The following is a 13905-nucleotide window of genomic DNA, read 5'->3' as shown; positions in this document are numbered from 1 at the left end:
GATCAGGACTCCTGTGCGCCGTCGGTGGCCGCGGTGTCGATGACGACGGTCTCTTCGACCGGCGTTTCGACCGGCGCGTCAGCCGGGGCATCGTTGGTGTTGGCCGCGCTCTTGATGCCCGCCGGATAGGGGGCTTCCGGATGACGCGGCAGCTTCACCGCATCGCGAACGAGCAGCCAGCCGCCCTTCGAGCCAGGGACCGAGCCCTTGACGAAGAGAAGGCCGCGCTCGACGTCGGTGCGGACGATTTCGAGATTCTGCTGGGTGCGATTGCGGGCGCCCATGTGGCCGGCCATCTTCTTGTTCTTGAAGACGCGGCCCGGATCCTGGCGGTTACCGGTCGAACCATGCGCACGGTGGCTGATCGACACACCGTGGGTCGCGCGCATACCGCCGAAACCCCAGCGCTTCATCGCACCGGCAAAGCCCTTACCCTGGGTCACGCCCTGGATATCGACGATCTGGCCGGCGACGAAATGGTCGGCCGACAGTTCGGCGCCGACGTCGAGCGTCGCGTCGTCGGCGACGCGGAATTCGACGACCTTGGCCTTGGGTTCGACTTCGGCCTTGCCGAAAGCGCCACGCTGCGGCTTCGCAACATTCTTCGCCTTGGCCGAGCCGGCACCGAGTTGAACGGCCACATAGCCGTCGCGGTCTTTATCGCGCACGGAGACGACCTGGCAGCCTTCGAGGCTCAGGACGGTGACCGGCACATGGCGGCCGTCGTCCTGAAACAGGCGGGTCATCCCCATTTTCTTCGCGATCACGCCAGTACGCATGATCATACTCCTCAACAGAGGCCGGGCGGACCATTCCGCACGGCTTGCGGGACCCGCCAAGGCAAGCCTTGCGCGGAACCCTCCCAGCCCAAAATTTCGATGCATCGCCCCGTCCGGGCTGAGGTGCCACCGCCCCCAAGGGCGGTGACAAGACGGGGGACGCAGCCCGGTCTGGATGTTTCCGAAGAAACGACCGGCGGTATCCGCCCTATCGTCGGTCCGGATCGCTCCGGACGATGCAGGCGCTCAAAGCATCCTGCCGATAGAGACCCCGGTTTTTACCGGAGCTTCGCTGGCTCAGGCCAGCTTGATCTCAACATTCACGCCCGCGGCGAGGTCGAGCTTCATCAGCGCGTCGACCGTCTGCGGGGTGGGCTGCACGATGTCGAGCAGCCGCTTGTGGGTACGCACCTCGAACTGCTCGCGCGACTTCTTGTCGATGTGCGGACCGCGGTTCACGGTGAATTTTTCGATGCGCGTCGGCAGCGGGATCGGACCGCGAATGAGTGCGCCCGTGCGACGTGCCGTGTCGGCAATGTCGGTGGTGGCCTGATCGAGCACGCGGTGATCAAAGGCCTTCAGGCGAATGCGAATATTCTGCGTTTCCATGACTTATCCAGTCGAATCCCGTCTGACGATGCGAAAGAGCCGAAATGGCCTGCACCGGCCCCCTCATGGAAGCCGGTCCGGCCATCAAAAACCTTTAAGCTACGAGCCGCGCGAATCAGTCCGAATCGCGCGGCTCGCGGCCCTATATTACTTTGTGATGGTCGCGACAACCCCTGCGCCGACCGTACGGCCGCCTTCGCGAATTGCGAAGCGCAGACCCGGGTCCATGGCGATCGGGGCGATCAGCTTGACCGACAGCTGGACGTTGTCGCCCGGCATGACCATTTCGGTGCCCTCGGGGAGGATGACCTCGCCGGTGACGTCCGTGGTGCGGAAGTAGAACTGCGGACGATAGTTCGCGAAGAACGGCGTGTGACGGCCGCCTTCGTCCTTCGACAGGACATACACTTCCGAGGTGAACTCGGTGTGCGGCGTGATCGAGCCGGGCTTCGCCAGAACCTGGCCACGCTCGACTTCTTCACGGCCGACGCCGCGGATCAGCGCACCGATGTTGTCGCCGGCCTGGCCCTGGTCGAGCAGCTTGCGGAACATTTCGACGCCGGTGACGACGGTCTTCTTGGTGTCCTTGATGCCGACGATCTCGACTTCTTCACCCACCTTGACGATACCGGTTTCGACGCGGCCGGTGACGACCGTACCGCGACCCGAGATCGAGAACACGTCTTCGATCGGCATCAGGAAGGGCTTGTCGAGCGGACGCTCCGGCTGCGGGATCCATTCGTCGACGGCCGCCATCAGCTTCAGGATCGCGTCCTTGCCGATGTTGTCGTCGCGGCTTTCCAGAGCAGCGAGGGCCGAACCCGCGATGATCGGAATATTGTCGCCGTCGAAGTCGCGCTTCGAAAGTTCTTCGCGGATTTCGAGTTCGACGAGCTCGAGCAGCTCGGGATCGTCCAGCTGGTCGACCTTGTTGAGGAAGACGACCATCGTCGGAACGCCGACCTGCTTCGCCAGCAGGATGTGCTCCTTCGTCTGGGGCATCGGGCCGTCAGCGGCCGACACGACGAGGATCGCGCCGTCCATCTGGGCGGCACCGGTGATCATGTTCTTGACGTAGTCGGCGTGGCCCGGGCAGTCGACGTGCGCATAGTGGCGGCCTTCGGTTTCATATTCGACGTGCGCCGTCGAAATGGTGATGCCGCGCTCGCGCTCTTCGGGAGCCTTGTCGATGTTCGCGAAATCGACGGCGGCGTTGCCGGCGACGTTTTCGGCGAGCACCTTGGTGATCGCTGCGGTCAGCGAGGTCTTGCCATGGTCGACGTGACCGATGGTGCCGATGTTGCAGTGCGGCTTCGTCCGCTCAAATTTAGCCTTGGCCATGATTTAAGAACCTTCTTGTTCGATGTTTCCGTTGATCAGTCTGGACGGGCCTGCTGAATCAGGCGCCGCCCTTAGAGGGTCTTGCCGCGCGGTGCAAGCCCGCGCGGCCCAGGACCCTTACTGGGACCTATCAGGCCATTTTGGCCTTCACTTCTTCCGCCACGTTGGTCGGCACTTCCTCGTAATGCGAGAACTGCATCGAATATTGGGCGCGACCCTGGGTGAACGAGCGCAGCTGGTTCACATAGCCGAACATATTGGCAAGCGGCACGATGGCTTCAACCACCTGGGCGTTGCCGCGGCTGTCGGTGCCCTGGATCTGGCCACGACGGCTGTTGAGATCGCCGATCACGTCGCCCATGAATTCCTCAGGGGTAACGACTTCGACCTTCATCACCGGTTCGAGCAGCTTGATGCCGGCCTTCGCCGCCACTTCGCGCATCGCCGCACGGCCCGCGATTTCGAACGCCAGCGCCGACGAGTCGACGTCATGGTACGCACCGTCGGTCAGACGGATTTCGAAGTCGATGATCGGGAAGCCGATCATGTGGCCGTTCTCGGCGCTCTCGCGCATGCCCTTTTCGACCGACGGGATATATTCGCGCGGAATGTTGCCGCCCTTGATCTCGTCGATGAAGGTGATGCCCGAGCCGCGTTCGCCGGGGGCGACGCTGACCTTGACGCGGCCGAACTGGCCCGAGCCGCCCGACTGCTTCTTGTGGGTATAGTCGACGTCGACCGCACGCGCGAGCGATTCGCGGTACGCCACCTGCGGCGCGCCGACATTCGCTTCGACCTTGAACTCGCGCTTCATGCGATCGACGAGGATGTCGAGGTGAAGCTCGCCCATGCCCTTGATGATCGTCTGGCCCGATTCATGGTCGGTCGACACGCGGAACGAGGGATCCTCGGCGGCCAGGCGGTTGAGCGCGATGCCCATCTTTTCCTGGTCGGCCTTGGTCTTCGGTTCCACCGACAGCTCGATGACCGGCTCGGGGAATTCCATCCGCTCGAGGATGATCGGCGCGTTGGCGGCGCAGAGCGTGTCCCCGGTGGTGGTTTCCTTGAGGCCCGCGAGCGCGACGATGTCGCCGGCGAACGCTTCCTCGATGTCCTCGCGCGAATTGGCGTGCATCAGGAGCATGCGGCCGATCTTTTCCTTCTTGTCCTTGACCGAGTTCAGATAGCTGCCCTTGGTCAGGGTGCCCGAATAGATGCGGGCGAAGGTGAGCGAACCGACGAACGGGTCGTTCATGATCTTGAACGCGAGCATCGACAGCGGCGCCGAGTCCGACGTCGCGCGCGAATCGGGCTCGTTGGTGTCGGGGTTGATGCCCTGAACGTCGGGGATGTCGAGCGGCGAGGGCAGATAGTCGACGACCGCGTCGAGCAGCGTCTGGACGCCCTTGTTCTTGAACGCCGAACCGCAGAGGACCGGAACGAACGCCTGGCCGAGCGTGCCCTTGCGGATCAGCGCCTTCAGCGTCGCGACGTCGGGCAGCGTACCTTCGAGATAGGCTTCCATCGCATCGTCGTCCTGTTCGACGGCGAGCTCGACGAGCTTTTCGCGATATTCGGCGGCCTTGTCGACGAGGTCGGCCGGGATGTCTTCATAGAAGAATTCGGCGCCCAGGCTCTCATCCTTCCAGATGATCGCACGTTCGTTGACGAGATCGACGAGGCCCTTGAAGTCGCCTTCGGCGCCGATGGGCAGATAGAGGACGGCCGGAACCGCACCCAGGCGATCGATGATCGTCTGGACGCAATAATAGAAGTTCGCGCCGGTGCGATCGAGCTTGTTGATGAAGCACATGCGCGGAACCTTGTACTTGTCCGCCTGGCGCCACACGGTTTCCGACTGCGGCTCGACGCCGGCAACGCCGTCGAACGCGGCGACCGCGCCGTCGAGGACGCGCAGGCTGCGCTCGACTTCGATGGTGAAGTCGACGTGGCCGGGGGTGTCGATGATGTTCAGGCGATGCTCGGGGCCCTTGCCCTCATCGGCCTTCCACAGGCAGGTGGTGGCGGCCGACGTGATCGTGATGCCGCGTTCCTGCTCCTGCTCCATCCAGTCCATCGTGGCGGCGCCGTCATGGACTTCGCCGATCTTGTAGGACTTGCCGGTGTAATAGAGAATGCGCTCGGTCGTCGTGGTCTTGCCGGCGTCGATGTGCGCCATGATACCGAAATTGCGATAGCGTTCGAGCGGATGGCTGCGTGCCATGATCTGTTCCTTGGATTTGGGGGGAGGCCTTTGGAGCCGCCCCCGATATAGGAAGTTTTGTTGCGATTGCGAGACGCCGGAGCGTCCGCGCAATTACCAGCGGTAGTGCGAGAAGGCGCGGTTCGCTTCCGCCATGCGGTGCGTGTCTTCGCGCTTCTTCACCGCGTTGCCGCGGTTGTTCGACGCATCGAGCAGCTCGCCCGACAGGCGCGCGGCCATCGTGGTTTCGCTGCGGTTGCGCGCGGCGGTGATCAGCCAGCGGATCGCGAGCGCCTGCGCACGGTCCGGGCGGACTTCGACGGGAACCTGATAGGTCGCACCGCCGACGCGGCGGCTGCGGACTTCGATGTTCGGGCGGATGTTGGCGAGCGCTTCGTGGAACACGCCCAGCGGTTCCTTCTTGGCGCGGGCTTCGACCGATTCGAGTGCACCGTACACGATGCTTTCGGCGACCGACTTCTTCCCGTCCAGCATGACGCTGTTCATGAATTTCGACAGCACCGTATCACCGAAACGGGGATCGGGCAGGATTTCGCGGCGTTCAGGACGACGACGACGAGCCATAGGGTATTCCTTTACAACAGCATCCCGGCGCGGAGCGCTCGCGGGATGATCAAATAGCCGAAAAAGCGGTCCTTACTTCGGACGCTTCGCGCCGTACTTCGAACGGCTCTGCTTGCGGTCCTTCACGCCCTGCGTATCGAGCACGCCGCGCAGGACGTGGTAACGCACACCGGGAAGATCGCGGACACGACCGCCGCGGATCAGCACGACGCTGTGTTCCTGGAGGTTGTGGCCTTCGCCGGGGATGTAGGTGATGACTTCGCGCTGGTTGGTCAGGCGGACCTTCGCTACCTTGCGGAGCGCCGAGTTCGGCTTTTTCGGGGTCGTCGTGTAGACACGGGTGCAAACGCCACGCTTCTGCGGGTTTGCGTCCATCGCCGGGACCTTGGACTTCACCTTCTGGGGAGTCCGGCCCTTGCGGACCAGCTGGTTGATCGTGGGCATGAATGCTTCACCTTTAAATGTCCGCCCATCAAAGCGAACGGTTACTGTACCGCCGTGGATGAAGCTCCGGCCGAAATCTCCCCGAAAAGGGCAAAAAACGGCCGACCTGATAACAGCAAAAGACCCCGGCAGACCCACAAGATCTTCCGGAGGCTCCATCCGCGCCAGCAATGTTCAAGCGCTGTTGTAACTGAAAGAGGCAGCAAACCGCCCTTTTCGGTCGAGCGCGCCCCTAGACCCGATTCCTTCGGCGGTCAAGGGGTCGGCAATATTGTTGCGCCGGCCGGGGCGGGCTATCGGTCACGCCATGCCCGCAGTTCGCCACGCCAGCTTTGCGCCCCATGTCGCGCCCGACACGCGCCTGCTCATCCTCGGCAGCCTGCCCGGCGCGCGGTCGCTGGCCGAACGGCAATATTATGCTCATCCAACGAACCAGTTCTGGCGGCTGCTTGGTGAGGTGATCGACCGTCCGCTTGCCGACCTGCCGTATGACGACCGGCTGGCCGCGTTGCGCGATGCAAAGATCGGCCTTTGGGACGTGATCCGCACCGCCGAGCGACGCACGAGCAGCGATTCGCATATCCGCGAGGCCGAAGTGCACGACCTCGCATCCCTGGTCGCCAATTTGCCCGACCTCAGCATGATCGCCTTCAACGGCGGTAAGGCGGCGGCGATCGGACGCAGGCAAGTGCCGCCGCTGCGCGACATCGCCCTGATCGACCTGCCATCGAGCAGCGCTGCCAATACCGGAGGGTTGGTGAGCAAGCTGCCGATGTGGCTGCGGCTGCGCGGCGCGATCAGAAGCCCATCGTAAAGCGGAGCGCCGCGCCCTGGTCGTCGGGCATCGACGCGATGTGGCCGGGATCCTGTCGCCACCATGTGTTGGCGATCAGGTCGCCGCCGAAGAGCGACATAGCATAGCTCGCCTCGACGACCAGTTCGCGGCCGGTCGGCGCGAGATTATAGGTGCGGCGCGCGAAGGCTGCGGTCCGGGTGTCATAATCATAGGCGACGGGCAGCATCAGATCGATGCCGCCTTTCGCGACCCGCAGCGGCTGGGCGAAGCGCAACGCCGCGCGGTCGTTCGGCCCAAAAAGGCCCGCCTTGGCAACATCGAAGGAAAAAGCGCTCGACCGCAGCGCGCCGCCCGCGACGAGCCCGCCCCGATCGGGCCTGGTCCACATCTGCCGCCAAGCGCCCGACAGGCTCCAGCCGTCCCCGGCATCGAGATTCAGGCTGGCGTCGCCGGTCAGGCTGGTCGCGCCGCCACCGCCGAAGAGCGGGCCCAGCCGCGCGCCGAGCAGGCTGTCCGATTCGCGGAGCCATGTGCCGCCGAGCGCGGCACGGAGAGGGCCGAAGCCGCCGTCCCACGACGCGCCGAAACGCCGGTAACGGCTGTCGTGCCCGGAGCGGTAGCGGAGCAGCGGATCGTCCCGCCAGCGCGAACCCGACACCCAGCCCGTCTCGGCCATGATGCTGATCGCCTGACCGCGCGCGATCTGGCGGCGCAGCAAGGTCCCGACGCTTGGGCTCGACCCAAAGCCCAGCCCCTCGTGCGCCGCGTCGCCGATCAGCATCGCATGACCGCTCTCGCCGCGCTCGCCCGCGAGCATACCGCCGATCCCGCGCCCGGCCGAAAAGCCGATGCGGGTCCGCCCGTCTATCCGCGTGATCACCGATGCGGCGAGCGTTCGGGCTTGCTGCGCATCGCTGAAGGACAGGCCCGCCAGCGCGTCGCTGCCGCCCGTACCCGGCGCGGTAACGAGCGACAGCGCCATCGAGCGTGAGGCCGCGCTTTGCTGGCGAACCAACCCGCCGATCGCGCCCGACAATTTATAGTCGGGACGGCGCATCATCAGCGACTGGCCGAAATCGACGTCGAAGGCGCGCCCGAAGCCGTCGGTGACGACGCCCATCGTCCCCCCTGCCCGCTTCGCACCCGCATCGCCCATCGGCCCGCCGAGCAGCCCCAGGGCGCTCTCGAGCCGTACCTCCGTTGCCGTCCCCGCGAGCGTGGTCGCGCCCATCGGCGCAAAAGCGCGCGCGATGTCGAGAATGCCCCGGCCATAGACGGCGTCGGCGCCCGCCGCCCCGGCATCGCGCGCCGACTGATAAAGGAGCGAGACGATCTGCGCGCTCGTGAGGTTCGGAAAGGCCTGTGCGATCAGCGCGACCGCGCCCGCAACCTGCGGCGCCGCAAAGCTGGTGCCATTGAGGACGAAGACGAAATTGCCCTCAGTCTTGAGCACACCATTTTCATAGGCGCAGCAAACCCCCTCGCCCAGCGCCGCCAGATAGGAGGCCGAATAGGTGCCCGCGCGGTTGCTGAAGTCCGAGTTCACGCCATTTTCGTCGACCGACCCGACGATGATGACGAGCCCGCCGCCCGCATCGCGCATCCCCTGCGCAAAGGGTTCGGGATTGTTCGGATCATTGCCGCCCGTCGTATTGTCGCCCTCGTTGCCCGCCGACATGATGATGATGATCCCCGCCGCGGTCGCCCGCGCCACCGCCGCGCGAAGCGCCGTGCCGGGACGGTCGTCGCCGCCAAGCGAGATGTTGACGACGCGCGCGCCCGCCGTGATCGCGCGGTCGAGCCCGGCGGCGATCGCGCTTTCGCCGAACAGGCAGCCGCGTTCGTCGTTGCTGGGATCGTCGTTGGTGCAGCTGCCCGGCCGGTCGGCGCGCAGCACGAGAAGATTGGCGTTGAAGGCGATGCCGAAGGTGCCGGCGTCGTTCTTGCCGCCGAGCAGCACCTGCGCGACATTGGTGCCGTGCGTCCCTTCGGCATTGATGCCCCGCGTGCCCGCGACGTCGGCCGAGAGCGAGGAGATGCGGCCAGCAAATTCCGGGCTGTCCTCGTCGATCCCGTCGTCGATCACCCCGGCAAGAACGCCCTGCCCAGTCGCGCCCGCCTGATAGGCGGTGATTGCGCCGTGAAAGTTTACCCCGTCGGACCGGCGCGTTTCGGCAGTGTTGAAATTGCCGGCCGGCGGCGGAGTTGGAGTCGGCGTCGGGGTCGGCGTCGGAGCGGGGGTGGGTGCCGGCGGCGGCGCGGGGGTCGGCGAAGGCCCTGCCCCGCCGCCGCCGCAGCCCGCCAGCGACAGTGCCGCAAGGCCCAGCAACAGCGGAAGCGGCCGCGCGGCGATCCGCCGGATGCTGCTGCGTCGTGCCACGTCGGCCATGGCCGTTTCCCCTTTTCCCCTTGTGTCCGCATCCTAGCGCGGCGGGCGGCGGCGAAGCTAGACCTGCCAAGGTTGCCGGAAGGTAAAATCGCACGCCTTGCCGCCACGGCGCAGTCGCATTATGCGGCGCGACGTCATGACGGTGCCCATAGACCATATCGACAGCTGGATCTTCGATCTCGACAACACGCTGTATCCGCCGTCGGCGAAGCTGTTCGACCTGATCGACGAACGCATGGGCGCCTTCATCATGCGGCTACTGAATGTCGATGCCGTCGAGGCACGCCGCGTACAAAAGCAATATTTCCACGATCATGGCACGACCATGGCGGGGCTGATGCGCCACCACGGGGTCGACCCCGAGGACTTCCTCGTCGACGTTCACGACATCGCGCTCGACCGCCTCTCCGTCGATGCGCGTCTGCGCGCGGGGCTGGAGCGCCTGCCCGGCCGCAAGCTTGTCTTCACCAATGCCGATGCCGATTATTCGGCGCGCGTGCTGGAGGCGCGCGGAATTGCGGACCTGTTCGACGGCATCTGCGATATCCGCATCACCGCCTATACGCCGAAGCCCGATCCGGCAGCCTATGCCGCGATGGTTGCGCACCTCGGCGTCGATCCCGCAAAGAGCCTGTTCGTCGAGGATATGGCGCGCAATCTGACCCCGGCCAAAGCGCTGGGGATGACGACCGTGTGGCTGGACAATGGCAGCGAAAGCGGCCATCGCGACCACCTGCCAAGCCATGTCGATTTCCACGCGACCGACATCGCCGACTGGCTCGATACATTGCCGCAACCCTGGGGAATTTCATGACCGACCTGCAAGCCACGATCGAAGCCGCATGGGATGATCGCGATACGCTGGGGCTGACGACCCAGGGCGCTGTGCGCGATGCCGTCGAGACCGCACTTGCGGGGCTTGACGACGGAAGCTTCCGCGTCGCCGAGCGCGATCCGGACGGAAGGTGGCAGGTCAACCAGTGGCTCAAGAAGGCGGTGCTGCTGTCGTTCCGCCTGAACGACATGGAGATCATCGAGGGCGGCGCAGGCGGCGCGACCTGGTGGGACAAGGTGCCATCGAAATTCGCCGGCTGGGGCGAGAACCGCTTTCGCGATGCAGGTTTCCGCGCCGTCCCCGGATCGATCGTCCGCCGCGGCGCCTTCATCAGCAAGGGCGCGGTGCTGATGCCGAGCTTCGTCAACATCGGCGCCTATGTCGGCGAGGGATCGATGGTCGATGCCTGGGCCACCGTCGGCAGCTGTGCGCAGATCGGCGCGAACGTCCATCTGTCGGGCGGCGCGGGGATCGGCGGTGTGCTCGAACCGCTGCAGGCGGGGCCGGTGGTGATCGAGGACGGCGCCTTCATCGGCGCGCGTGCCGAGGTCGCCGAGGGGGTGATCGTGCGCGAGGGTGCGGTGCTGTCGATGGGCGTCTATCTGGGCGCATCGACGAAGATTATCGACCGCGCGACCGGCGAGGTCTTCATGGGAGAAGTCCCAGCCTATTCGGTCGTCGTGCCGGGTTCGCTGCCCGGCAAGCCGCTGCCCGACGGGACGCCGGGGCCGTCGCTCTATTGCGCGGTCATCGTCAAGCGCGTCGACGCCAAGACGCGCGCCAAAACCGGGATCAACGAGCTGCTGCGCGACTGATCCGCCGCCCACCCGTCGGACACCACCCGTCGTTGGTGGATAAGATTTTGACTTTCCCCCGCTTCGCTGGTGCAGGCAGATCGCTGCTGCTTTAGCACAGCAACACACGAGGGAGGGGATTATGCCGATGGCCGTCCGGGCATCGATGCTGGTACTGGCTATTTGTCTGGCGTGTCCGGCGCAGGCGCAGGACACCGCCGCCGCGCCAACGGGCGATGCGCCCGCGGCGGCGGCGACGCCCGTCGCCGATGGGGCGCAGCGCTATACCCCTGCCGACTTCGCACGCTTCGCGCCGCGCACGGCGCTCGACATGGTCGAGAAGGTGCCGGGCTTCGTCATCGTCACCGGCACCAACGGTGGCGACCGCGGACTGGGGCAGGCGACGCAGAATGTCCTGATCAACGGCGAGCGGATCGCGAACAAATCGACCGATGCGCGCAGCGCGCTGCAACGGATCACCGCGGCGCAGGTCGCCTATGTCGACATCGTCGACGGCGCGAGCCTGAATGTGCCCGGCCTGACGGGACAGGTCGCCAATGTCGTGCTGGCCGCGGGCGCGGCGGGACAGGGGTTCAAGACGACGCTGCGCTGGCAGCCCGAATGGCGGCCGCGCATGGCGAACAACTGGCTGAACGGCGAAATATCGACGACGGGAAAGGTCGGCGGCACCGACCTGACGCTGAGCTTGAAGAATGAAGCGAACCGCAACGGCCATTGGGGACCCGAGCGGGTGTTCGACGGCACCGGCGCCTTGTTGTTCGTGCGCGACGAGATCGGGCGCTATTATAACGATCGCCCCCGGCTTGCCGCTGCGCTCGCGCGCACGGCCAGCAACGGCAACAAGTGGAATGTCAACCTCGGCGGCCAGATCCAGAACCTCGACCAGCGGGTCGACAGCGTGTCGACGCGGGTCGGCACCGGACTGGTGATCGAAGCCTTCGACTTCGCGGAGCGCGAGCGCAATTTCGATATCGGCGGCGACTATGAACTGGGGCTGGGTAAGGGCCGGCTCAAACTGATCAGCCTTTATCGCTTCGAGCATAGTCCGACGGTCAACAGTTTCATCGTCGACCGCGAGGTTGGCGGACGCAGCGGCGAGCGGTTCAAGCAGAGCGCCGACGAAAGCGAATCGATCCTGCGCGGCGAATATAGCTGGCGCACCGGAGGCGGCACCGACTGGCAGGTGGCGCTGGAGGGAGCGTACAACACGCTCGACGTCGATGCCGAATTCGCGACGCTGCAACCGGACGGCAGCTTCCTGCCGATCGTCTTCGGCGGCGAGAAGACCAAGGTCGAGGAGAAGCGCGTCGAAGCCTCGCTCACCTGGGGGCGCGCGCTCAGCTCCAACCTGACCGCACAGCTAAATCTCGGCACCGAATATAGCGAGCTCAGTTCGTCGGGCCCGGGTGGTCTGACGCGCAGCTTCGTCCGGCCAAAGGGGAAGCTGGCGTTCGCGTGGAAGGTCGGACCGAAAACGACGATCAACTGGCTTATCCAGCGCCGCGTCGATCAGCTGAATTTCTTCGATTTCGCCAGCTCGGTCGATGTCGCGAACCAGCAGGGAAATCAGGGCAACGGTCAGCTCGTCCCACCGATCGTCAATCGCACCGAGCTGGAGTTCATCCAGGACTTCGGCCGCTGGGGCAATGCGTCGGTCCAGTTCGCCTATGCCTATGCGCAGGATCTGGTCGACCAGATCCCGCTATCGCCGACGACCGAAGGCAGGGGCAATCTGCCGCCCGCGAACCTCTATCGCATCAGCTCGAAGGCGACGCTGCTGCTCGACCCGCTGGGGCTCAAGGGCGCACGGATCAACAGCGACCTGACCTGGCGTCGCAACCGCGTGCGCGACCCGCTGACCGGGCTGTGGCGCGATCAGAGCTTTGGGCAGGATTATGTCGTCGACCTGAGCTTTCGTCACGACATCCCCGGCAGCAACTTCGCCTGGGGCGCCGGCTATTTCGACGAGCGCTATGCGCCCGGCCTGCGTCTCGATGCGATCGAGAAGGAATATACGGTCGGGCCGTTCGTCACCGCCTATGTCGAGCATAAGGATGTCGCGGGTTTCACCGTGAAGCTGTCGTACCGCAACCTTGCGGGGATGAAGGACGGCTTCGACCGCACCGTCTTCGTCGACCGGCGCGACGGGCCGATCGCATTCAGCGAAAGCCGCCAGCGCAAGTTCGGGCAATATGTCCAGCTGACCGTGACCGGGCAGCTTTGATCCTTCCCAAGCGTGGGGAGGACTTTGGACTTACCGTTCGCTGAGGTAATAGCGCTCGCGCGCCGTCAGATCGTCGTTCAGCTCATAGACGATCGGCTGGCCGGTCGGGATTTCGAGGCCGGTGATGTCGGCGTCCGAAATGCCCGACAAATGCTTGACCAGCGCGCGCAGGCTGTTGCCGTGCGCCGAGATGAGCACGGTCTTGCCCGCCTTCAAATCGGGAACGATGGCGCCTTCATAATAGGGAAGCACGCGCGCGATCGTGTCCTTCAGGCTTTCTGTCGAGGGGATCGCGATGCCGGCGTAGCGCGGATCGCTGGCGAGATCCCACTCGGACCCCGCATCGAGCGGCGGCGGCGGAATGTCGAAGCTGCGGCGCCAGATCTTCACCTGGTCTTCGCCATGCTTCGCCGCGGTCTCGGCCTTGTCGAGGCCGGTCAGGCCGCCATAGTGACGTTCGTTCAGACGCCAGTCCTTGGTGACCGGCAGCCAGAGGCGGCCCATCGCCTCGAGCGCCAGATTGAGCGTCTTGATCGCGCGCGTCTGCACCGACGTGAAGCTGGTGTCGGGCGTGATGCCCTTGGCCTTCATCAGTTCGCCCGCCGCCCATGCCTCGGCCGCGCCCTTTTCGGTGACGTCGACATCCCACCAGCCGGTGAAGCGGTTTTCGAGATTCCACTGCGACTGGCCATGGCGGATGAGGATGAGCTGCGGCATGTGACGTCCTTCGGCTGGAGAGGATGGACCGCGCCATAGCGCGGGTTTTCGCCGAAAGCCAACGCCCCCTTGAAATGGTTTCATGCCTTACCAGATTTGCATCATCCGGCCGCCGGGATGGGGTCGGGTGGCGATCGCGGCACGCCGCCGCGGTCCCGTAGCTTCGCT

General features: G+C 65.1%; 12 protein-coding genes. 4 read left to right on the top strand and 8 right to left on the bottom strand.

Annotated features, from left to right (window positions below):
* Positions 1–2 precede the first annotated feature (2 nt).
* The 6 genes from rplC to rpsL form a co-directional block, all read right to left on the bottom strand.
* Positions 3–779, bottom strand: a complete 777-nt coding sequence (gene rplC, locus ATE67_RS17920; RefSeq protein WP_058818110.1) for a 50S ribosomal protein L3 — start codon at positions 777–779, stop codon at positions 3–5.
* A 297-nt stretch (positions 780–1076) separates the two neighbouring features.
* Positions 1077–1388, bottom strand: a complete 312-nt coding sequence (rpsJ, locus tag ATE67_RS17915) for a 30S ribosomal protein S10 (RefSeq protein WP_011543089.1) — start codon at positions 1386–1388, stop codon at positions 1077–1079.
* 147 nt (positions 1389–1535) lie between these two features.
* Entirely contained in the window at positions 1536–2729 is a 1194-nt protein-coding gene (gene tuf / locus ATE67_RS17910) for an elongation factor Tu (protein WP_054589686.1), read from the bottom strand.
* A 130-nt stretch (positions 2730–2859) separates the two neighbouring features.
* A complete protein-coding gene (gene fusA / locus ATE67_RS17905; RefSeq protein WP_058818023.1) occupies positions 2860–4953 on the bottom strand; it encodes an elongation factor G in 2094 nt (697 codons plus the stop codon).
* Positions 4954–5046: 93 nt separating this feature from the next.
* Positions 5047–5517, bottom strand: coding sequence for a 30S ribosomal protein S7 (rpsG, locus tag ATE67_RS17900; protein WP_058818022.1), 471 nt, complete (start codon positions 5515–5517; stop codon positions 5047–5049).
* Positions 5518–5589: 72 nt separating this feature from the next.
* Entirely contained in the window at positions 5590–5961 is a 372-nt protein-coding gene (gene rpsL / locus ATE67_RS17895; RefSeq protein WP_037515637.1) for a 30S ribosomal protein S12, read from the bottom strand.
* A gap of 307 nt (positions 5962–6268) precedes the next feature.
* Here rpsL and ATE67_RS17890 point away from each other — a divergent pair, with 307 nt between their 5' ends.
* Positions 6269–6775, top strand: coding sequence for a DNA-deoxyinosine glycosylase (locus ATE67_RS17890; protein ID WP_156417102.1), 507 nt, complete (start codon positions 6269–6271; stop codon positions 6773–6775).
* Here the strand turns inward: ATE67_RS17890 and ATE67_RS17885 are convergent.
* Complete coding sequence (locus ATE67_RS17885; RefSeq protein ID WP_058818020.1) at positions 6759–9146, bottom strand: S8 family peptidase; 2388 nt, start codon at positions 9144–9146, stop codon at positions 6759–6761. The genes ATE67_RS17890 and ATE67_RS17885 overlap by 17 nt on opposite strands.
* A gap of 136 nt (positions 9147–9282) precedes the next feature.
* Here ATE67_RS17885 and ATE67_RS17880 point away from each other — a divergent pair, with 136 nt between their 5' ends.
* The 3 genes from ATE67_RS17880 (at position 9283) to ATE67_RS17870 (ending at position 13020) form a co-directional block, all read left to right on the top strand.
* Positions 9283–9960 (top strand): pyrimidine 5'-nucleotidase, encoded by a 678-nt coding sequence (locus tag ATE67_RS17880; RefSeq protein ID WP_058818109.1) that lies wholly within the window; start codon positions 9283–9285, stop codon positions 9958–9960.
* Complete coding sequence (gene dapD / locus ATE67_RS17875) at positions 9957–10796, top strand: 2,3,4,5-tetrahydropyridine-2,6-dicarboxylate N-succinyltransferase (protein WP_058818019.1); 840 nt, start codon at positions 9957–9959, stop codon at positions 10794–10796. The genes ATE67_RS17880 and dapD overlap by 4 nt, the downstream gene beginning before the upstream one ends.
* Positions 10797–10917: 121 nt before the next feature.
* A complete protein-coding gene (locus ATE67_RS17870; RefSeq protein WP_156417101.1) occupies positions 10918–13020 on the top strand; it encodes a TonB-dependent receptor plug domain-containing protein in 2103 nt (700 codons plus the stop codon).
* A 30-nt stretch (positions 13021–13050) separates the two neighbouring features.
* On the opposite strand, the gene gpmA is transcribed toward ATE67_RS17870, so the two are convergent.
* Positions 13051–13737: a 2,3-diphosphoglycerate-dependent phosphoglycerate mutase gene (gpmA, locus tag ATE67_RS17865; RefSeq protein ID WP_058818017.1), complete on the bottom strand. Its 687-nt coding sequence runs from the start codon at positions 13735–13737 to the stop codon at positions 13051–13053.
* Positions 13738–13905 lie beyond the last annotated feature (168 nt).

Origin of the sequence: Sphingopyxis sp. H050, from assembly GCF_001468265.1 — a bacterium.
Taxonomy (GTDB): Bacteria; Pseudomonadota; Alphaproteobacteria; order Sphingomonadales; family Sphingomonadaceae; genus Sphingopyxis.
The sequence above is the reverse complement of the archived record's forward strand: the minus strand, read 5'-3'. Positions and strand labels throughout refer to the sequence as shown.